18 protein-coding genes are annotated in these 20,245 nt (G+C 72.8%); 9 read left to right on the top strand and 9 right to left on the bottom strand.

The features are described 5' to 3' along the window. Positions 1-114 precede the first annotated feature (114 nt). The 3 genes from LNW72_RS29045 to LNW72_RS29035 all read left to right on the top strand — a co-directional run bounded on the left by LNW72_RS29045 (position 115) and on the right by LNW72_RS29035 (position 3,518). A complete protein-coding gene (locus LNW72_RS29045; RefSeq protein ID WP_250978053.1) occupies positions 115-762 on the top strand; it encodes an amino acid ABC transporter permease in 648 nt (215 codons plus the stop codon). After that, a complete protein-coding gene (locus LNW72_RS29040; protein ID WP_250978052.1) occupies positions 759-1,610 on the top strand; it encodes an amino acid ABC transporter permease in 852 nt (283 codons plus the stop codon). Before LNW72_RS29045 ends, LNW72_RS29040 begins: the two co-directional genes overlap by 4 nt. 222 nt (positions 1,611-1,832) lie before the next feature. After that, positions 1,833-3,518 (top strand): FAD-dependent monooxygenase, encoded by a 1,686-nt coding sequence (locus tag LNW72_RS29035; protein ID WP_250978051.1) that lies wholly within the window; start codon positions 1,833-1,835, stop codon positions 3,516-3,518. A 69-nt stretch (positions 3,519-3,587) separates the two neighbouring features. On the opposite strand, the gene recX is transcribed toward LNW72_RS29035, so the two are convergent. The 4 genes from recX to LNW72_RS29015 form a co-directional block, all read right to left on the bottom strand. Next, the gene (gene recX, locus LNW72_RS29030) at positions 3,588-4,157 is read right to left on the bottom strand and encodes a recombination regulator RecX (RefSeq protein ID WP_250978050.1); all 570 of its coding nucleotides are present in this window, start codon (positions 4,155-4,157) and stop codon (positions 3,588-3,590) included. Positions 4,158-4,161: 4 nt separating this feature from the next. Further along, positions 4,162-5,280 (bottom strand): recombinase RecA, encoded by a 1,119-nt coding sequence (gene recA / locus LNW72_RS29025; protein WP_250978049.1) that lies wholly within the window; start codon positions 5,278-5,280, stop codon positions 4,162-4,164. Between the two features lie 172 nt (positions 5,281-5,452). Then, positions 5,453-6,538 (bottom strand): AI-2E family transporter, encoded by a 1,086-nt coding sequence (locus LNW72_RS29020; protein ID WP_250980354.1) that lies wholly within the window; start codon positions 6,536-6,538, stop codon positions 5,453-5,455. A 114-nt stretch (positions 6,539-6,652) separates the two neighbouring features. Then, complete coding sequence (locus tag LNW72_RS29015; protein WP_250978048.1) at positions 6,653-6,847, bottom strand: DUF3046 domain-containing protein; 195 nt, start codon at positions 6,845-6,847, stop codon at positions 6,653-6,655. A gap of 136 nt (positions 6,848-6,983) precedes the next feature. Between LNW72_RS29015 and LNW72_RS29010 the strand changes: the two genes are divergently transcribed. The 3 genes from LNW72_RS29010 to LNW72_RS29000 all read left to right on the top strand — a co-directional run bounded on the left by LNW72_RS29010 (position 6,984) and on the right by LNW72_RS29000 (position 9,982). Beyond that, positions 6,984-7,547 carry a potassium channel family protein gene (locus tag LNW72_RS29010; protein ID WP_250978047.1) on the top strand — a complete coding sequence of 188 codons (564 nt, stop codon included), beginning with the start codon at positions 6,984-6,986 and terminating at the stop codon, positions 7,545-7,547. Further along, positions 7,544-8,914 carry a chloride channel protein gene (locus tag LNW72_RS29005; RefSeq protein ID WP_250978046.1) on the top strand — a complete coding sequence of 457 codons (1,371 nt, stop codon included), beginning with the start codon at positions 7,544-7,546 and terminating at the stop codon, positions 8,912-8,914. The genes LNW72_RS29010 and LNW72_RS29005 overlap by 4 nt, the downstream gene beginning before the upstream one ends. A gap of 153 nt (positions 8,915-9,067) precedes the next feature. Further along, on the top strand, positions 9,068-9,982 hold the full coding sequence (locus tag LNW72_RS29000; protein WP_250978045.1) for a hypothetical protein: 915 nt from the start codon (positions 9,068-9,070) through the stop codon (positions 9,980-9,982). Positions 9,983-10,002: 20 nt separating this feature from the next. On the opposite strand, the gene LNW72_RS28995 is transcribed toward LNW72_RS29000, so the two are convergent. From LNW72_RS28995 to LNW72_RS28985, 3 genes are all read right to left on the bottom strand, one after another. Further along, positions 10,003-10,314, bottom strand: a complete 312-nt coding sequence (locus tag LNW72_RS28995; protein WP_250978044.1) for an AzlD domain-containing protein — start codon at positions 10,312-10,314, stop codon at positions 10,003-10,005. After that, on the bottom strand, positions 10,311-11,072 hold the full coding sequence (locus LNW72_RS28990) for an AzlC family ABC transporter permease (RefSeq protein WP_250978043.1): 762 nt from the start codon (positions 11,070-11,072) through the stop codon (positions 10,311-10,313). The genes LNW72_RS28995 and LNW72_RS28990 overlap by 4 nt, the downstream gene beginning before the upstream one ends. Before the next feature lie 82 nt (positions 11,073-11,154). Next, the gene (locus LNW72_RS28985; protein ID WP_250978042.1) at positions 11,155-12,030 is read right to left on the bottom strand and encodes an AraC family transcriptional regulator; all 876 of its coding nucleotides are present in this window, start codon (positions 12,028-12,030) and stop codon (positions 11,155-11,157) included. A 140-nt stretch (positions 12,031-12,170) separates the two neighbouring features. On the opposite strand from LNW72_RS28985, the gene LNW72_RS28980 reads away from it, so the two are divergent. Genes LNW72_RS28980 through LNW72_RS28970 form a run of 3 tightly spaced genes read left to right on the top strand, consistent with a single transcriptional unit; the run spans position 12,171 to position 18,545 of the window. Then, positions 12,171-16,907, top strand: a complete 4,737-nt coding sequence (locus LNW72_RS28980) for a DEAD/DEAH box helicase (protein WP_250978041.1) — start codon at positions 12,171-12,173, stop codon at positions 16,905-16,907. Positions 16,908-16,914: 7 nt separating this feature from the next. Then, a complete protein-coding gene (locus tag LNW72_RS28975) occupies positions 16,915-17,715 on the top strand; it encodes a DNA-formamidopyrimidine glycosylase family protein (protein ID WP_250978040.1) in 801 nt (266 codons plus the stop codon). Between the two features lie 32 nt (positions 17,716-17,747). Next, positions 17,748-18,545, top strand: coding sequence for an SDR family NAD(P)-dependent oxidoreductase (locus tag LNW72_RS28970; protein WP_250978039.1), 798 nt, complete (start codon positions 17,748-17,750; stop codon positions 18,543-18,545). A gap of 597 nt (positions 18,546-19,142) precedes the next feature. Here the strand turns inward: LNW72_RS28970 and LNW72_RS28960 are convergent. Then, positions 19,143-19,613, bottom strand: a complete 471-nt coding sequence (locus LNW72_RS28960; RefSeq protein ID WP_250978038.1) for a DNA starvation/stationary phase protection protein — start codon at positions 19,611-19,613, stop codon at positions 19,143-19,145. A 166-nt stretch (positions 19,614-19,779) separates the two neighbouring features. Further along, complete coding sequence (locus tag LNW72_RS28955; protein WP_250978037.1) at positions 19,780-20,163, bottom strand: helix-turn-helix transcriptional regulator; 384 nt, start codon at positions 20,161-20,163, stop codon at positions 19,780-19,782. Positions 20,164-20,245: the final 82 nt, after the last annotated feature.

Below are 20,245 nucleotides of genomic sequence, written 5' to 3'. Positions count from 1 at the left end.
CTCGATGCTGCTTCCCTCCGGGGCGCGACCCGTCGTACCCCCCGCACGCCCTGGACCGACGATGCCTTCCTGGCCTTCCTGCCAGACCCCAGCGAACCGGCGAGGTGAGCCACGATGAACGTGCTGTTCGACAATTTCGCCCTGTTCCGCCAGGGGTTCTTCGGCACGCTGTCGCTCACCGGTGCCAGCGCGGTGCTCGCCCTGCTGCTCGGGGTGCTCATCGCCGCGTTCCGGGTCTCGCCGGTGCCCCCGCTGCGGGCCTTCGGCACGCTGTGGGTGACGCTGCTGCGCAACACCCCGCTGACGCTGCTGTTCCTCGTGGCCACCTTCATCGTGCCCGAGGTCCTCACGACCGGCCTCACCTCGTACCAGCTGGCGGTGCTCGCGCTCGGCTTCTACACCTCGGCGTTCGTCTGCGAGGCGGTGCGCTCCGGCGTCAACACCGTGCCGCTCGGACAGGCCGAGGCCGCGCGCAGCATCGGGATGACGTTCACCCAGATCCTGCGGCTGATCATCCTTCCGCAGGCGGCCCGTACGGTCATCGCTCCGGTCGGCAGCCTCATGATCGCGCTGACCAAGAACTCGGCGATCGCCGGTGCGTTCAGCGTCACGGAGCTGTTCTCCACGCAGAAGCTCCTGAGCGACCGGGGCCTCAACCTCACCGTGATCTTCATCTGGATCGCCCTCGCGTACCTGATCATCACGTTTGCGATCAGCGGCCTGTTCCGGCTGCTCGAGAACCGGCTGGCGGTGGCCCGATGACGGCGAGTGTGCTGTACGACGCCCCGGGTCCCAGGACCCGGCTGCGCAACCGGATCTACACGGTCGTCGGCAGCCTGGCGCTCGCCGGGCTGCTGGTGTTCTTCGCCGTGCGGCTTAACTCCAAGGGCGAGTTCAAGTCCTACATGTGGGACCTGTTCCAGTACGCCGGGGTCCAGCAGCAGATCACGGACGGCGTGGTCGCCACCCTCAAGGCGTTCGCCCTCGCGGCGGTCTTCTCGCTGCTGCTGGCCACCGTGTTCGCCGCCGGACGGCTCTCGGACCACAAGCCGGTGCGGATCGCCGCCTCGGCCGCCGTGGAGTTCTTCCGCGCGCTGCCGCTGATCATCATGATCTATCTGCTGTGGGCGACCGTCTTCGAGCCCTTCTGGGCCCTGGTCATCGGTCTGACGCTCTACAACGGCTCGGTCCAGGCGGAGATCTTCCGGGCCGGCATCAACTCCGTGCCCAAGGGTCAGAGCGAGGCCGCCTACGCGCTGGGCATGCGCAAGACGCAGGTCATGCTGACCATCCTGGTCCCGCAGGCCGTACGGGCCATGCTGCCCAGCATCATCAGCCAGCTCGTGGTGACCCTGAAGGACACCTCGCTCGGCTACCTGATCGCCTACACCGAACTCCTGTACGTCGGCCGGATCCTGGCGGGCAACACACCTACCCTCGGGAACTACCCGTACTTCCAGGTGCTGCTCGTCATCGGCACGATCTACATCGCGATGTGCATGCTGCTGTCCGCCATCGCCACCTGGGTCGAGAAGCGCGCCCGCCGCAGCCCGAAGGGCGCCCCGCCGGCCACGCCGGAGGCGGAGGCACTGGTCGCCACGGCGGAGTGACGGCGGCATGAGGGCGGCATGAGGGCGGAGGGACGGCGGCGCGGATGTGCCGTCATCCGCGCTGGAATTGACGGTGCGTCGGTGACGGAAGTGACGGTACGTCGGTTCGCGGAGTGACGGTGTGCCGGTTCGCACCGCGCCGACGTTCCGCCGTCACTTGACGCACGCACCCGCAGTGGATTGCATACGTATCGTGACTGCACATCTTCCGGGGACCGCCCTGTGGACCCGGTGATCGTCGCGGGGGCGGGCCCTGTGGGCCTCGCCCTCGCGCTCGCTCTGGCCAAACGCGGTGTCCCGACCATCGTCCTCGACGAAGCCGAGGGGCCGGCCGACGCCCGTGACGACCTGCGCCATCCACGCACCACCGTCCTGGGCGCGGATACCGCCGCCCTGCTGGAACGGCTCGGCTATCCGCAGGTGTACGCGGACGGCACCACCTGGACCGGGTGGCGCACCCTGCGCCGGCGGCAGGAGGTGCTGCGCGTCGACTTCGGCCCCGCGTCCGACGACGAACCCGCCCGGCCGTCCCCGGTGCACATCTCCCAGCACCGGCTGGAACGGGGCCTGCGCCAGACCCTGCACGGCCACGGCCTCGTGCGGATCGTGACCGGCTCCCGCGTCGACGCGGTCGACGAGGACGCCACCGGCGTCACCGTGCACACCCGGGGCGCCGACCGCACCTGGTGGCGCGGCAGCTATCTGGTGGGCTGCGACGGGCCGCGTTCCACGGTCCGCAAGCTGCTCGCGGTGCGCTTCCCCGGGAAGACCGCCGTCGACCGGCACGCCGTCGCCGCGCTGCGCGTCGAGCTCCCGGAACCCGGTGTGGCGCTGCTGCACCGCGATCCCCCCGGCGCCGGTACCGGCCAGGAGGTGACGGCCCGTCCGCTGCCGGACGGCCTGTGGCGGTTCGACTGGCTGCTGCCCGCCCGGGGCGACCTGCTGACCGCCGATGAGCTGGTGACCCGGATCCGCTCCATCCTCACCACGTGGTGCGGAAGCGTCGTACCGTACGAACTGGCCGGCTCGGCCGAGTACCCGGTGCACCAGCGGCTCGCCCGCCGCTGGCGGGTGGGCCGGACGTTCCTCGCCGGCGACGCCGCCCATCTGATGGGCGCCCTGGGCGCCCAGGGCGTGGAGGAGGGCCTGCGGGACGCCGAGAACCTGTCCTGGAAGCTCGCGCTCGCCTGGCACGAGGGCGCGTCCGAGACCCTGCTCGACAGCTATCAGGCCGAGCGGCGCGAGGCGGTCGGCGCCCGGCTGCGCGCCACCGACCAGGCTCTGCCGCTGGTACGCGCCGGCGGGACCTGGAACACGGTCCGCCATTCGCTGCTCTCCGGATCCGCCCGCGGGCACGCCGAGCTGCTGACCGACAGCCACCTCGGCCGGGGATCCGCCGCGTCCCCGCCGGTCTACGGCCGCTCGCCGCTCGCTCTGCCCGCGCCGCGGCCGGGCGGGGGCGGCAGTGGCGGCGGCAAGACCGCCGGGTCACCGCTGGTCGCCACCTGCGCCACTCCCCCGGGCGGGCTGGTCGTCGATGTGCCGGTGACGGCGCTGGACGGCACGGTCGGCCGGCTGCGGGACCGGCTGGGCCAGAACCTGCTGGTGATGCTGATCGCCCCGGGCACCGGTGTGTGGGACAGCCGGCACTGGCTGACGGCCGGTCTGATGCCGCGGCTCGCGTCGGCGGTCGCCGCACTGCCGATGAGCGCCGAGCTGCTGGTCGCCGAGAGCTATCCCGGTGCAACGGCGCACAGCGTGCTGCTGATCCGCCCGGACGGCCATCTGGTGACGGCGATGGTCGGCTGCCGCCCGGCCGAGCTGTACTCCTACGCGGACCTGGCCCGCGGCGGCCCCCCGCACCGCACCGCACCACAGGACGAACCGGTCAGCGGCCGGACGCCCTAAAACCTGTCCGTTCCCGGCCGATGAACGGCCGGGAGCGGGCGGGTGCAGGGGTCGCGTCGCAGCGGGGCGTCATCCCAGCGGGTGGTACTCCAGGACATCGGGCTCGTCCTCGCCCTCCTGCTCCAGGGCCCTGCGGACCACCCGGAGGGCGAGGCCCTCCGGATAGCCCTTGCGGGCGAGCATTCCCGCGAGGCGGCGGAGCCGCTTGTCGCGTTCCAGCCCCCGGGTGGTCCGCAGCTTGCGGTCCACCAGCTCGCGGGCCCGCTCCTCCTCCTGGTCGGAGTCGAGCTGGCCCACCGCCTCGGTGACCAGCTCCGCGTCCACCCCACGGGTCTGGAGCTCCCTGGCCAGCGCCCGGCGGGCGAGGCCGCGCCCGCGGTGCCGGGACTCCACCCAGGCGTTGGCGAACGCCTGGTCGTCGATCAGGCCGGCTTCCTGGAACCGCTCCAGCAGCTGCTCCGCCACGTCGTCCGGGATCTCCCGCTTGCGCATCGCGTCGGCGAGCTGTTTACGCGTGCGGGGGTTCCCGGTGAGCAGGCGCAGGCACAACGCCCGCGCCTGCTCCTCCGGGCTGAGCGGCGGCTCTTTCGAGGCCCTCGACTCGGAAGAGCCGCCGCGATCGGGGTACCGACTCGCCACGGCCTCAGGCCTTGGCCGCGGTGGCCTTGGTCGCCTTCACCGTCTTGGGCGCCGGAACCTCGGCCTTGGCGGGATCGGCCGCCGGGCCCGCCGCGTCCGCGCCCGGCTCCACACTGGGGGCTACGGTCCGGACACCGATGCCGAGCTTGTCCTTGATCTTCTTCTCGATCTCGTCGGCGAGGTCCGGGTTGTCCCTGAGGAAGTTACGGGCGTTCTCCTTGCCCTGGCCGAGCTGGTCGCCCTCGTACGTGTACCAGGCACCGGCCTTGCGGACGAAGCCGTGCTCGACACCCATGTCGATCAGGCCACCCTCCTTGCTGATGCCGTGGCCGTAGAGGATGTCGAACTCCGCCTGCTTGAAGGGCGGTGCGACCTTGTTCTTGACGACCTTGACGCGGGTCCTGTTGCCGACCGCGTCCGTACCGTCCTTGAGCGTCTCGATACGGCGGATGTCGAGCCGTACGGAGGCGTAGAACTTCAGTGCGCGGCCACCGGTGGTGGTCTCCGGCGAGCCGAACATCACACCGATCTTCTCGCGGAGCTGGTTGATGAAGATCGCCGTGGTGTTGGACTGGTGCAGCGCACCGGTGATCTTGCGCAGCGCCTGGCTCATCAGCCGGGCCTGCAGACCCACGTGCGAGTCACCCATCTCGCCCTCGATCTCGGCCCGCGGCACGAGGGCGGCCACGGAGTCGATCACGATGAGGTCGATCGCGCCGGAGCGGACCAGCATGTCCACGATCTCCAGCGCCTGCTCGCCGGTGTCCGGCTGGGAGAGCAGCAGGTTGTCCGTGTCGACACCGAGGGCCTTGGCGTACTCGGGGTCCAGCGCGTGCTCGGCGTCGACGAACGCCACCGTGCCGCCGGCCTTCTGCGCGTTGGCCACCGCGTGCAGCGTGAGGGTGGTCTTGCCGGAGGACTCCGGCCCGTACACCTCCACCACACGGCCACGCGGGAGACCGCCGACGCCGAGTGCCACGTCCAGTGCGGTCGACCCGGTGGGGATGACATCGATGGGGTCGTTCGGCTTGTCGCCGAGGCGCATGACCGCGCCCTTGCCGAACTGCCGTTCAATCTGTGCGAGCGCGGCGTCCAGCGCCTTCTCGCGGTCGTTACCTGCCATGGGCTCCACCCGGGATGTTTGAGTCGATCGCTTCACGTCCATGACGCTAGTCCCTGCCACTGACAATGCGCCTGGCCGTCGCTCCGAGCTGTGGAAAACCTCCGCGGATAACCGGCCCGGACCACCCATGAGAATGGATGTTCGATTTGCGTGTCAAGCGACACGCGGGGCCTCAGGTGCGATGTCTTCTCCGCAGCCAGGGCCGCCGCCGCGGCCCGTGCGCCCTCGGGTCCGTCACCGCGTACCGCTTCACGTACGCCCCGAAGAACCCCTGCAGCGTCGCGGTCACCGGGATCGCGACCAGCGCGCCGACCGCCCCCAGCAGCGCGGTACCGGCGACGACCGACCCGAAGGCGACGGCCGGGTGGATGTCCACGGTCTTCGCCGTGATCCGCGGCTGCAGCACGTAGTTCTCGAACTGCTGGTAGACCACGACGAAGCACAGCACCCACAGCGCGTCCCACGGGTCCTCGGTGAACGCGATCAGCATCGGCAGCGCGCCCGCGAGATACGTCCCGACCGTCGGCACGAACTGCGACACCAGCCCCACCCACACCGCCAGCGCCGGGGCGTACGGCACCCCCAGCACCTGCAGCAGGACGTAGTGCGCGACGCCCGACACCAGGGCCATCAGCGCCCGCGAGTAGATGTACCCGCCCGTCTTGGCGACCGCGATCTCCCAGGCCCGCAGCACCTCCGCCTGCCGGGCCGGCGGCAGCACCGAGCACAGCGCCCGGCGCAGCCGCGGTCCGTCGGCCGCGAAGTAGAACGCGAACAGCACCACGGTGAAGAGCTGGAAGACGCCCCCGACGACCGTGGCCGACAGCCCCCACACGTTGCCCGCGCTGTTCTGCAGGTAGTTGCGCAGCCAGTCGGAGTGCAGCACGTTGTCCTGCAGCTTCCCGACGTCCAGCTTCGTGTGGAAGTTCTGGTTGAGCCACACCACGACGTCGTTCACGTACTGCGGGAAGTTGTCGGCGATCGTCGTGATCTGGTCCACGAGCAGCGAGCCGAGCGCCACCACGAACGCCGCGACCGCGATGATCGCCGCCAGCAGGACCAGCCCGGTGGCCACCCCGCGCCGCATCCCGCGCGCCGCCATCCAGTCCACCGCCGGCTCGATGGCCAGTGCGCCGAAGAACGCGATCAGGATGTTGATCAGCAGCCCGGTCACCTGGTGGAACGCCCAGCCGGCCAGCTGGAAGCAGCCCACCAGCGCCAGCGCCAGCAGCATCGCGCGCGGCAGCCACCGCGGCATCCCCGCACGCGGAGCCGGTGGCTCCTCTTCCTGAACGGTGCTTTCGCCGGTTCCTGACACGAACCCCAGTCTGAACGCGCGGGGCGGAAAGTCCGGGACCAACCCTCCGCGGTCTCAGCGCCGTCCGGCCGGCACATCCATCGCCGTACAGACCGCGCGCCACACGTCCTTGGCCTCCCACCCCGAGTCCAGCGCCTCCCACACCGTCCGCCCGCCGAGCTCCGCCATCACATGATCCCGGGCGAACGAATCCGCATACCCCTCCCCGAAGTGCACCCGCATCCGCTCCCAGAACACCGTCAACTTCATGCGCCCAGTATCCCGCGCCGCGAGAGGTGCGAAGGGGGGTCGGGCGGACGGGGGCGGGGGTGAGGGCGAGGTGCGGGGTGCTGGGGCGGGTGTTGCAATGGCCGCAGGGCGCCGAGGCCCGTGGTGAGGAGAGGTGATGAGCGGCATCCCCATCACGCGGCAGCGCCGGCGGGTTCTGGTGGGACGCCTGCTCCGCTCGGCGGCCTCGGCCGCGGTGCTCACCTGGCTGTACTACCTGATGCCCCTGGATCGCGCGCTCGACGCGACCACCGCCGTTCTGCTCACCCTGGGCCTGATCGTTTTCGGCTGCCTGATCGCCTGGCAGGTCGCCGCCGTCACTCATGCGGCGTATCCCGGGCTGCGCGCCGTGGAGGCGCTGACCACCGCCGTGCCGCTGTTCCTGCTGCTGTTCGCCTCGACGTACTTCCTGGTCGCCAGGGACCGGCCGTCGTCGTTCTCTGAGCCACTGAACCGGACCGACGCGCTCTACTTCACCGTCACGGTGTTCGCGACGGTCGGATTCGGGGACATCACGCCCGTCAGCGAGCTCAGCCGGGTGCTGACCACGGTGCAGATGATCGCCGATCTGATCCTGGTGGGCCTGATCGCGAAAGTTCTCTTCGGCGCCGTCCGGATCGGGCTGCGGCGGCGGGAGACGGCATCGCACTCCCCGTCGGAACTCCCGGAGGACGGCCCATGACGGAACCGGAACCCCGGCCGGCCGCAGCCGCGGACGGTACGGCGCAGCCGGAGGAACCGGACCTGCTGCGGGGCATCCTGCTGACGCCGGGCTACCTCAAGTCGCTCGTCTTCTGTGCCCTCATCGGCATCCCGGTGTCCCTCGCCGCGTTCTGGTTCCTCGTCGGGATGCACGAGTTCGGACACGTGCTGTGGGCCGACATCCCGCACGCCTGGGGATGGGACACCGCTCCCTGGTGGTGGCCGCTGCCCCTCCTCGCGATCGCCGGTGTCTGCGTCGGCCTGATCGCCACGCACCTGCCCGGCGGAGGCGGCCACATCCCCTCCTCCGGTCTGCACGTCGGAGGCGCCTCGCCCAGCGCGCTGCCCGGTGTGCTGCTCGCCGCGATGGCGAGCCTGCCGTTCGGCGCGGTCCTGGGACCCGAGGCGCCGCTGATCGCGCTCGGCAGCGGCCTGGCACTGCTCTTCAGGAACCTCGCCCGGAGCGCCGCGACACCGCAGAGCACCGCCCTCCTGGGCGCGGCCGGCGCCGCCGCGGCCATCGCGGCCATCTTCGGCAACCCGCTGATCGCGGCCGTGCTGCTCATCGAGGTGGCGGGCGTCGGCGGTCCGCAGCTGTTCGCCGTCATGCTGCCCGCCCTGCTGTCCAGCGGCGTGGGGGCGCTGGTGTTCACCGGCTTCGGGCGGTGGACCGGGCTGCAGACCGGCAGCCTGGCGCTGAAGCTGCCCACCCCCTTTCCCCGGCTGGACGCGGGGGACGTCCTCTGGTCGCTGCTCATGGCCGTGGTCATCGGCACCTTCGTGCACCTGGTGCTGGGCACGGGCCGGCTGACCGCGGCGTTCGTCGCGGTACGGACGTTCCCCCGGACCGTGCTGTGCGCACTGGGCGCCGCGGCCTGCGCCGCCCTCTACGCGCTGATCACCGACCGCACGCCCGAGGAGGTCGCCTCGTCGGGCCAGGCCACACTGAGCGCGATGGCCACCGACCCGCACGCCTGGGGGATCGGGGCGCTCGTCGCCGTCCTGCTGTTCAAGGGTGTCGCGTACGCGCTCTGTCTGGGCAGCCTGCGCGGCGGCCCGATCTTCCCCGCGCTCTTCCTGGGAGCCGCCGCGGGCGTCCTGTGCGCGCCCCTTCCGGGCCTGGGGCTCGTTCCGGCCCTGGCGGCGGGAATGGCGGCCTCGGCGGCCAGCGCCCTGCGGCTGCCGGTCAGCAGCGTGGTGCTCGTGGTCCTGCTGCTCGGCAGCTCCGCCATGATGCCCGTCGTGATCCTGGCGGCCGTCGTCGCCTTCGTCACCACGGAGCTGCTGCCTTCCTGGCCCGGTCCTGCACCGACCACCCCGGTCCCCGCCCCGTCCCCGGCTCCCTGAGCACGGCAGGACGCGACGAAGGCCTGAGGAGCGCGCCGGAAACGTCAACTTCGGGGCGGGAGGATCCCGCACATGGGGGCTTGGGGTCGCACGGCCGGGTGCTCCCTTGTGACAGGCGTAGGCAGTGCGGGGAACGCGCCCTACTGTGCGGACATGCCAGGAACTCCCCTCGCGCGCGCCGAGCACTTCGTGTGGCTGACCGCGCGCGTGCTCGAGCAGCGCAGGTTCACCCACCACTTTCTCGACGGTTCGGACGCGGCGGCCGAGGCGGTCGAGACCGCGCTGAACGCGTACCGCAATGACGACGGCGGCTTCGGGCACGCCCTGGAGCCGGATCTGCGGGGGCCGGTGAGCCAGCCGCTGCACACGGCCCACGCGCTGCGCGTACTCGACGGGATCGGGCGGTGCGGGGGGCAGCGGGCGGAGCGGGTGTGCCGGTATCTCACGGAGGTGTCGACGGCGGAGGGAGCGCTGCCCGCGGTGCATCCGTCACTGCGGGGCTATCCGGCGGCACCGTGGATCCCGGTCGTCGAGGCGCCGAAGGGCGCGCTGCTCGCGACGGGTCCTGTGGTGGGAACGCTGCACGGCAACGGGGTGTGGCACGCGTGGCTGTTCCGGGCCACGGACTTCTGCTGGGCGGCGATCGAGGCGCTGGACGCGACGCATCCGTACGAGGTCGAGGCGGCGGTGGCGTTCCTGGACGCCGTCCCCGACCGGGCGCGGGCGCGGGACGCGGCGCACCGGCTGGGGAAGCTGGTGCGCGAGCAGCAGCTGGTGGTACTGGATCCGGACCGCGCGGACCGGTATCCGCTGCCCGCCGGATACGCGCCGGGCGAGTACCACTTCGCGTACGACTACGCGCGCGGCCCGGATTCGCTGGCCCGGCAGTGGTTCACCGACGCCGAGCTGGAGCGGTCGCTGGACTTCCTGGCGGCCGAGCAGGGCGAGGACGGCGGCTGGCCGATGCGCTGGCGCGCGTGGGCGCCGGGCACCCGGCTGGAGTGGCGGCCGATCATCACCATCGAGGCCCTGCGGACTCTGCGCGCCTACGGACGCCCCATCATCTGAAACGTGTTCGGGCGGTTCGCTCAGCCGGCCAGGGCCCGTACGGCGGCGGTCACCAGGACCGCCGCGCCGATGACGACCAGGAACGGCGCGCGCAGCAGCAGCGCCACCGCCGCGGCGGCGAGCCCGGCCGCGCGGGCGTCGACGACGAGTTTCAGCTCACTGGTGCTGAACGTCTGCAGCGCGGTGAGAGCGGCGAGCAGGGCGAGCGGGACGAGGGCGGCGAGCCGCTTCACCAGCGGCCGCTCCAGGATCCCGGCGGGCACGGAGAGGCCGAGGAGCTTCACCGCGTAGCAGCCGAAGGCGGTCACACCGATCGCGATCCAGGTGGTCATCGGTCCTTCTCCGTCCGCTGTGCGGTGGTCGTGGTAGCCGTGGTGGCCTTGGTCGCGGCGGTGGCCTCGGTGGCGTCCTCGCGGGCCGTCCCGCGGCGCCCGGCGACCAGGACGATCGGTGCGGCGAGAGCCGCGACGAGTACCGGCACCCCGGCGGGCAGCAGCGGCAGGCAGGCCAGGGCGAGGATGACGGCGAGCCCGGCCACCGTGCGCTCACGGCGGCCCTTCAGCATGGGCGCGAGCAGCGCGAGGAAGACGGCGGGACCTGCCGCGTCCAACCCCCAGCCGGCCGGATCGCCCAGCGCGGAGGCGCCGAGCGCGCCCAGCAGCGTGGTCAGGTTCCACAGCAGGTAGATGGTGACGCCGGTGACGGTGAAGCCGAGCCGCGCGCTGCGCCGGTCGGGCTGCGCCAGGGTCACGGCGGAGGTCTCGTCGATCACCCACTGGGCGGCGAACGGGCGCACCGCCCGGGGGAGGCGCAGCAGCTGCGACAGCCGCAGCCCGTAGAACGCGTTGCGCGCGCCGAGGAAGAACGCGCCGGCGGCCGCCGCGAACGGGCTGCCGCCCGCGCCCAACGCGCCGACCAGGGCGAACTGCGAGGCGCCGCTGAAGACCAGCAGGGAGAGCGCGCAGGTCTGCGCGACCGTCAGCCCTGCCCCGGCCGACGTCACGCCGAAGGCGAACCCCGACAGGCCGACGGCGACTCCGACGGCCAGCGCGTCACGGACCACGGCGGACGTCGGCCTCGTTGACGGCACCGACGGCTCCGACGCCTCCGGGGACTCCGCCGGCTCCGCCTGAGAACTGGGTATGTGTGCTGCTCCTGTCACTCAACGAACGTTATGGAGCGAGGCCCTCGCCTGTCTTGTACGTTCTTGCGCGTTCGCGCCGGTAGGCGCCCGGGGGTACGCCCACGATGCGCGTGAAGTGCCGGTTCAGATGCGGCTGGTCGGTGAACCCCACCGCGAGTGCCGCTTCGGCGGGCGGGGTCCCCGTGTCGAGCATCCGGCGCGCCGCCCGCACCCGCTCGCCGGTCAGCCAGGCGTGCGGCGGCAGCCCATAGGCGCCCTTGAACGCGCGCAGCAGCGCGAACGGCTTGGTGCCCAGTTCCGCGGCCAGCTGGTCCAGCGTCGGCGGGCACGCGATCCGCTCGACGAGCAGTTCCCTGGCCCGGCCGGCGGCGAGCGCACCGGCGGACGGCAGCGCGCCCGGCGCGGCCGGGTCCGCGCCGTAGCGGCGCAGCAGCCTGGCGACGGCGAGCCGCAGCAGGGTGTCGGCCGCGAGCGCGTTGTCGTGTTCGGCCGCGGCGTGGATGTCCGCGATCAACCGGGCGCAGTCGGGGTCGTCGAGGACGGTGTCGGTGAACGCCGGGGTGCCGTGGGTGCCGTTCCGGCCGGTCGTCTCGGCGGCGACGGCCGCCACCACGTCGATGCTCGGGTAGAGCACGCGATAGCTCCAGCCGTCCGCCGTCCCCGCGTACGCGGAGTGCGGGGTCTCGGGATTGATGAGGACGACCCCGCCCGCGCCCGCGCGCAGGTCGCCGCCGGGCATGCCGATGCCCTCGACGCCCTTGGTGACCGCCGCGATCACGTATCCGTCGTGGGAGTGCCGGGAGAACGTGTGGCTGACGTACCGGGCGCGCAGCAGGTCCACGCCCGGCAGCTGCGGGTGCTGCCAGTGCCGTGCCTGCTCGGGTGCCGGTTCGCGTCGTGCCATGAACCCATTCTGCGTCCGGGCCGGGAACCCCGCGGAACGGCCCCGGCTCGGGTCCCGGCTCGCCTTCCGGCGCGGGTTCCGGGGCGGGTTCCGGGGCGGGTTCCTGGGCCGTTGTCAGTGGGGCGGGGCAGGATGGGGACATGTCGCGACGGAGCAGTCAGGGCAAGCCGGAACCGGAAGAGGACCCGGCCGCCGCCCTGGAGGCGTTCTCCCCGGCCACCCGCGCGTGGTTCACGGGAGCCTTCAGCGCGCCCACCGCCGCCCAGGCCGGTGCCTGGCGGGCGATCGGCGAGGGTTCCGACGTCCTGGTGGTCGCGCCGACCGGCTCCGGCAAGACGCTGGCCGCGTTCCTGGCCTCGCTGGACCGGCTGGCGAGCGTCCCGCCACCCGCCGAGACCCAGCGCCGCTGCCGGGTGCTGTACGTGTCCCCGCTCAAAGCCCTCGCGGTCGACGTGGAGCGCAACCTGCGCAGCCCGCTCACGGGTCTGCGCCAGGAGTCCGTCCGGCTCGGTCTGCCCGAGCCCGAGGTCCGGGTCGGGATCCGCTCGGGGGACACCCCCGCCGCCGAACGCCGCACCCTGGTCACCCGCCCGCCGGACATCCTGATCACCACCCCCGAATCGCTCTTCCTGATGCTCACCTCGGCCGCCCGCGAGGCGCTGCGCGGTGTGGAGACGGTGATCCTGGACGAGGTGCACGCCGTCGCCGGCACGAAGCGCGGGGCCCATCTGGCCCTGTCGCTGGAGCGGCTGGACGAGCTGCTGGACCGGCCCGCCCGGCGGATCGGGCTGTCCGCGACGGTCCGGCCGGTCGAGGAGATCGCCCGTTATCTGTCGCCGCAGCGCAAGGTGACGATCGTCCAGCCGGCGTCGCAGAAGAAGTTCGACCTGTCGGTGGTCGTGCCCGTCGAGGACCTGGGCGAGCTGGGCGGCTCCCCCGTCGCGGATCACAGCGGGCCCGCGGCCGGAGCGGAGCAGCGGGCGTCGATCTGGCCGCATGTGGAGGAGCGGATCGCCGATCTGGTGCAGGCGCACCGCTCGACGATCGTGTTCGCCAACTCCCGCCGGCTGGCCGAGCGGCTGTGCAACCGCCTCAACGAGATCGCCTACGAGCGGGCCACCGGCGAACCGCTGCCCGACACCTCGCCGCCGGCCGAGATCATGGCCCAGTCGGGTGCCGCGCAGGGCGCGCCGCCCCTGATGGCCCGCGCGCACCACGGGTCGGTGTCCAAGGAACAGCGCGCCCTCGTCGAGGAGGACCTCAAGGCCGGGCGGCTGCCCGCCGTGGTCGCGACGTCCAGTCTGGAACTGGGCATCGACATGGGCGCGGTCGATCTCGTCATCCAGGTGGAGTCGCCGCCGTCCGTCGCCTCCGGGCTGCAGCGCGTCGGCCGGGCCGGGCACCAGGTGGGGGCCGTGTCGACGGGCGTGGTCTTCCCCAAGTACCGCGGTGACCTCGTGCAGGCGGCGGTCGTCACCGAGCGGATGCGGACCGGCTCCATCGAGTCCCTGCGCGTGCCGGCGAATCCGCTGGACGTCCTGGCGCAGCAGATCGTCGCCATGACCGCGCTCGACACCTGGGACGTGGACGAGCTGCTCGCCCTGGTGCGCCGGGCGGCGCCCTTCGCGGCGCTCCCGCACTCGGCGTACACGGCGGTGCTCGACATGCTGGGCGGCCGCTACCCCTCCGACGCCTTCGCCGAGCTGCGGCCGCGCATCGTCTGGGACCGGGTGGCGAACACGGTCGCCGGCCGCCCCGGAGCGCAGCGGCTGGCCGTGACGTCCGGCGGCACCATCCCGGACCGCGGGCTGTTCGGTGTGTTCCTGGCCGGCTCCGACCCGAAGAAGGGCGGCGGCCGGGTCGGTGAGCTGGACGAGGAGATGGTCTACGAGTCGCGGGTCGGCGATGTCTTCACGCTGGGCACCACCTCCTGGCGGATCGAGGACATCACCCGCGACCGGGTGCTCGTCTCGCCCGCGCCCGGGGTGCCGGGCCGGCTCCCCTTCTGGAAGGGCGACCAGCTGGGCCGCCCGCTGGAGCTCGGCCGGGCGGTGGGCGCGTTCGTCCGCGAGGTCGGGAGGCTCGGGCCCGAGGAGGCCCGCGAACGGCTGGCCGCGGCCGGGCTCGACACCTGGGCGACGGACAACGTGCTGGCCTATCTGTCGGAGCAGCGGCAGGCCTGCGGCCACATCCCCGACGACCGGACCATCGTCGTGGAGCGGTTCCGTGACGAGCTGGGCGACTGGCGGGTGGTGGTGCACTCCCCCTTCGGCGCGCAGGTGCACGCACCCTGGGCGCTGGCGCTGGGCGCCCGCCTCATGGAGCGGTACGGGCTGGACGCCCAGGTGATGCACGCCGACGACGGCATCGTGCTGCGGCTGCCGGACGCGGATCTCATGGGTCTCGATCTGCTCGACACCGACACCAGCACCGGATTTGGCACCGACACAAGCACAAGCACAGGCACAGGCACAGGCAGCGACCCGGTCCGGGCGGGCACGGAGCTCGACAGCGACCAGTCGCCGGTCGGCGCCGCGGACGTCGCCTTCGACAAGGGCGAGGTCGAGCAGCTGGTCACCGACCAGGTCGGCGGCTCCGCCCTGTTCGCCTCCCGCTTCCGCGAGTGCGCGGCCCGCGCCCTGCTGCTGCCCCGGCGCTCCCCCGGCAAGCGCACCCCGCTGTGGCAGCAGCGCCAGCGCGCCGCCCAGCTCCTCCAGGTCGCCTCGGACTTCGGCTCCTTCCCGATCGTCCTCGAAGCGGTCCGCGAGTGCCTGCAGGACGTCTTCGACGTGCCGGGTCTCGTCGAGCTGATGGGTGACATCGAGGCGCGCCGGGTGCGGTTGGTGGAGGTCACCACGCCCGAGCCCTCCCCCTTCGCCCGCTCGCTCCTCTTCGGCTACGTCGCGCAGTTCCTCTACGAGGGGGACTCGCCGCTCGCCGAGCGCCGCGCCGCAGCCCTGTCGCTGGACTCCCGGCTGCTGGCCGAGCTGCTGGGCCAGGCCGAGCTGCGCGAGCTGCTGGACGGCGATGTCCTGGCCGAGCTGGAGCAGGAGCTGCAGTGGCTGACGGAGGACCGCCGGGTCAAGGACGCCGAAGGCGTCGCCGACCTGCTGCGGCTCCTCGGACCGCTCACCGAGGCCGAGTTGGCGGCACGCGGCGCCGAGCCGGACTGGGCGGCGCATCTGGAATCGGCGCGCCGCGCGATCCGGGTCCGGATCGCCGGCGGCGAGCACTGGGCGGCGGTCGAGGACGCCGGGCGGCTGCGGGACGCGCTGGGTACGGCACTGCCCGTCGGAGTGCCCGAGGCCTTCACCGAGCCGGTCAAGGACCCGCTCGGCGATCTGCTCGCCCGGTTCGCCCGCACCCACGGTCCGTTCACCTCCGTCGAGGCGGCGCGGCGGTTCGGTCTCGGCACGGCCGTGGTGGACGGTCTGCTGCAGCGGCTCGCCGCGGGCGGCCGCGTCGTCCAGGGCGAGTTCCGGCCGGGCGGCGCCGGCCACGAATGGTGCGACGCGGCGGTGCTGCGCCGGCTGCGGCGCCGCTCGCTGGCCGCGCTGCGGCACGAGGTGGAACCGGTGCCGCCCGCCACCCTGGCCACGTTCCTCCCCCAGTGGCAGCACGTCGGCACCCACAGCCTGCGCGGAATCGACGGGCTGGTCCGGGCCGTCGAGCAGCTGCAGGGCGCCGAGGTGCCCGCCTCCGCGCTGGAGAAGCTCGTACTGCCGTCCCGGGTCTCCGGCTACACCCCGGCGATGCTGGACGAGCTGACCGCCTCCGGTGAGGTCCTGTGGTCCGGTGCGGGCGCGCTGCCCGGCAAGGACGGCTGGGTCTCGCTCCATCTCGCCGACACCGCTCCGCTGCTGCTCAAGGAGCCCCAGCCGCTCGAGCTCTCCCCGCTGCACCAGGCCGTCCTCGGCGCCCTGTCCGGCGGCTACGGGCTGTTCTTCCGGCAGATCGCCGACCAGGTGCGGGCCGCGGGCGAGGCCCCGTCCGACCCCGAGCTGGCGGACGCCGTCTGGGATCTGGCGTGGTCCGGGCGGCTGACCAACGACACCCTGGCCCCGCTGCGCGCCCTGCTCGGTTCCGGGCGCACCGCCGGATCCACCGCGCACCGCGCACCGCGTTCGGTCCCCCGCGGGCGCTACGGCTCCCTCACCGGCCGGGCACCGCGCGCGACCGCGTCCCGCACCGGGCCCCCGACGACGGCGGGCCGCTGGTCGCTCGTCCCGCCCCCGGAGTCCGACCCGACACTGCGCGCCCACGCCCTCGTCCACACCCTGCTGGACCGCCATGGTGTCGTCACCCGCGGGGCGGTCGCCGCCGAAGGCGTCGAGGGCGGCTTCTCCGCCGCCTACCGGGTGCTGTCGGCCTTCGAGGAGACCGGCCAGACCCGGCGCGGATACGTGGTCGAAGGGCTCGGCGCCGCACAGTTCGCGATGGACGGCGCCGTCGACCGGCTGCGCGCCATCAACACCGCCCGCGACCGCGAGGAAGGCGCCCGCACCGGACAGCGGGCCGTCGTCCTCGCCGCCGCCGACCCCGCCAACGCGTACGGCGCCGCCCTGCCCTGGCCGGCGCAGCCCGACGGCGTCACCCACAAGCCGGGCCGCAAGGCGGGCGCCCTGGTGGTCCTCGTCGACGGCGAGCTGGCCCTGTACGTGGAACGCGGCGGGAAGACGCTGCTCGCCTGGCCCGACGAGGAGGAGCGGCTGCGGGCCGCCGCGGACGCCCTCGCGCTGGCGGTCCGGGAGGGCGCGCTCGGCCGGCTCACCGTGGAGCGCACCAACGGGGAGTCGGCCCTCACCTCACCGCTGGGCCGCGCCCTGGAGACCGCGGGCTTCCACGCCACTCCGCGCGGTCTGCGACTGCGGGGATGATGGGGAGGTGCCCGAAGGAGACACGGTCTGGCTGACCGCCCGCCGGCTCGACGAGGCCCTGGCGGGCCGGTCCCTCGTCCGTGCCGACCTGCGCGTGCCGCAGCTCGCCACCACCGACCTCGCGGACCGTCGCGTCACCGGGGTGGTCGCGCGCGGCAAGCATCTGATGACGCGGTTCGACGGCGGTCTGACGCTCCACTCGCATCTGCGCATGGACGGCTCCTGGCATCTGTACGCGCCGGGCGACCGGTGGCGCGGCGGCCCCCTCCACCAGGTCCGCGCCGTACTGGAGACGCCCGCCCGGGTGGCGGTCGGCTACCGGCTGCCGGTGCTGGAGCTGCTGCCCACCGCCGAGGAGGACAGCGTCGTCGGCCATCTCGGCCCCGACCTGCTGGGCCCGGACTGGAATCCGGCCGAGGCCGTCGCGCGGCTGGGCGCCGAACCCGCCCGGCCGGTCGGCGAGGCGCTCCTGGACCAGCGCAATCTGGCGGGCGTCGGCAACGTCTACGTGTCGGAGCTCTGTTTTCTGCGCGGCATCACCCCCTGGACGCCGGTCGGCGAGGCCGGGCCGGAGAAGCTGGTGGCGCTCGCCAAGAAACTGCTGGAGGCGAACAAGGCCCGCCCCGGCCACATCACCACCGGGGACCTGCGGCGCGGCCGCACCCACTGGGTGTACGGCAGAGAGCACCGGCCGTGCCTGCGCTGCGGCACCGCCGTCCGCGTCGGGCAGCACGGACCGCCGGAACGGGCCCGCGTCGCCTACTGGTGTCCGCGCTGCCAGCGAGGCCCCCACCCGCACGCCAATTGACGGACCGTCAGATCCGGTCGTACCGTCGCGTCATGCCCCTGAAGGCGTACGACCTCACCGGACGCACCGCCCTGGTCACCGGCGCCGCGAGCGGGATCGGCCGCGCGTCCGCCGTTCTGCTGGCCGAAGCCGGCGCCACCGTCGTCTGCGCGGACCGCGACGGTCCCGGCGTGCGGGAGACCGCGGAACTGATCGAGAAGGCCGGCGGCGCCGCCCGCGCCCGGCAGCTGGACGTCACCGACCGGGCCCAGATCGCCGAGACCGTCGCCGAGACGGTCCGTGACCACGGGCGGCTCGACGTCCTGGCGGCCATCGCGGGGATCATGCACAGCAGCAGCGTCCTGGAGACGGACGACGCCGATCTGGACCGCGTCCTCGGCGTCAACTTCAAGGGCGTGCTGCACAGCGCCCAGGAGGCGGCCCGCGTCATGACCGCCCAGCGGTCCGGCAGCATCATCACGATGGCCTCCGGCGCGATCGACACCGGCGCCCGCGGCCTGCTCTGCTACAGCGTCTCCAAGGCCGCCGTCGTGCAGCTCACCAAGACCCTGGCCACCGAACTCGGTCCACTCGGCATCCGCGCCAACGCCATCGCCCCGGGATTCATCCGCACCCCGATGACCTCCCACTACGGCACGGGGTCCGACGGATCCTTCGACGAGACCGCCCAGGCGCGCGCCGAGGCGTCGCTCGTGCGGATGGCACCACTGGGACGGGTCGGCACCCCCGAGGACGTGGCGGGGTCGGTGCTCTTCCTCGCCTCCGACGCCTCGGCCTTCACCACCGGCCAGATCCTCCGGCCGAACGGCGGGGTCGCCATGCCCTGGTAGCGGCCGCGCCCGGCACGGGCGGCGGGCCGCGGTACGGCGTGCACCGGTATCAGGCCCAGCCCCCAGCCGCCCGCCAGCACGGCACTCTCGAGGGGCCCGGTCCGGTCGGGCTGCACGGCGAGCCGCAGCGCGGCCCACCACCACAGGACGCCCAGGACCAGCGCGACGGTCCAGCGGACCGCCCTGCGGGACCACAGACTCCGGATGACCTGGAGCTGGAGCACGCGCATGGCCGCCTCCTTCGGAACCCCGAGGTTGCGGCGGAGAGCCCCGGGAGGCCCTCCGTACCAGGGTGCGATGCCCGGTTCCCAAGATCGCTAGCCCTCTGCCGACGCCCCCGCCCGGACATTCACCCGATGGGAGCAGCACATCGCCACTGCCTGCGACGATACATCGACGCAACGTGACGAGCCGCCTATCGTAGACCGCTCCGGACCCCGGGGGCCAGCGCCTCCGAGGCACGTGGGCCGCGCAGCCCGGGGCACGCGGGACACAGGAGGCGTCCGGGGCGCCCGGAGCGGCCGAGCCGCACCGCGGGAGCGCCAGGCCACCCCGAGCGCCACAGGCGCCCACCGAGCGCGGCGCCGGCGCTTCCCGCTACACGTTCTCGGCCTGGAACATCCAGTGGAACTTCTCCAGGTCCGCCGTGAGCCCGATGATGATGGCCTGCGTGACCGGGTCGGCGTCCGCCGTCGTCCCGATGCGCTCCCGCATCCGCTCGATCACCGAGTCGAGGGCCGCGATGAGGATGCCCACCGCCTGCGTGTCCTTGATCCACCCGTCGGTGACCGTGTCGATCCCGCTGGTCTTCGAGACCGTGCCGGCCCGCCCGTCCGCCGTGACGCCGATCGCGGAAGCCCGCTCCGCCACCGTGTCGGCGTGCAGCCTGGCGGTGTCGACGACCTCGTCGAGCTGCAGATGGACCGAGCGGAAGCGCGGGCCCACCACGGTCCAGTGGACCTGTTTGGACACCAGCGCCAGATCCACGAGATCCACCAGAGCGCCCTGCAGCGCCTCACCGACGATCTTGCGCTGCTTCTCGGACAGCGGGCTCTTGACGACACTCATGCCGAATCCTCCTACTGGCGACGGGACTGACGAATAGTCCGTTAAACCCCGTTAAATCCGTATCGCCCACCCTGCCTCGTCCCGCCGCACCGTGCAAAAGCACGGGACCCCGGTCGGCAGTGCCGACCGGGGTCCCGGTACAAGAACTTCTGGAGTGACGGGCGGCTCAGGCCGCGACCACGTCAACGGCCTCAGCGGGCGCCTTCGGCGCCTTGATGGTGACCCGCTCGGTCGTCACGGATGTGACAGAGGTCACCGCACCCAACAGTGGTCGCATCGGCGCCGCGGAGGTCTCGGACGCCGCCGACTGGGCCAGCTCCGCGAGCGACAGATCATCGCTGACCTCGCGCATCACCTCGGACATCGGGACGTCCAGGGCGTCGCAGATCGCGGAGAGCAGCTCGGAGGATGCCTCCTTCTGCCCTCGCTCCACTTCGGACAGATAGCCCAGGGACACCCGGGCGGAAGAGGAGACCTCACGCAGAGTGCGGCCCTGACGTTGGCGCTGCCGACGCAGCACGTCACCCAACAGGCGACGGAGCAGGATCATCGGTGGCTCCCTCCTCGGACCGCGAATCCGGATCCTTCTTGCCCCACCGTACCGCCTCGGGCACCGGCCGTGCGGGGAGCGA

Source organism: Streptomyces sp. RKAG293 (genome assembly GCF_023701745.1).
Lineage (GTDB): Bacteria > Actinomycetota > Actinomycetes > Streptomycetales > Streptomycetaceae > Actinacidiphila.
This window is presented reverse-complemented; position numbering and strand designations above follow the sequence as displayed.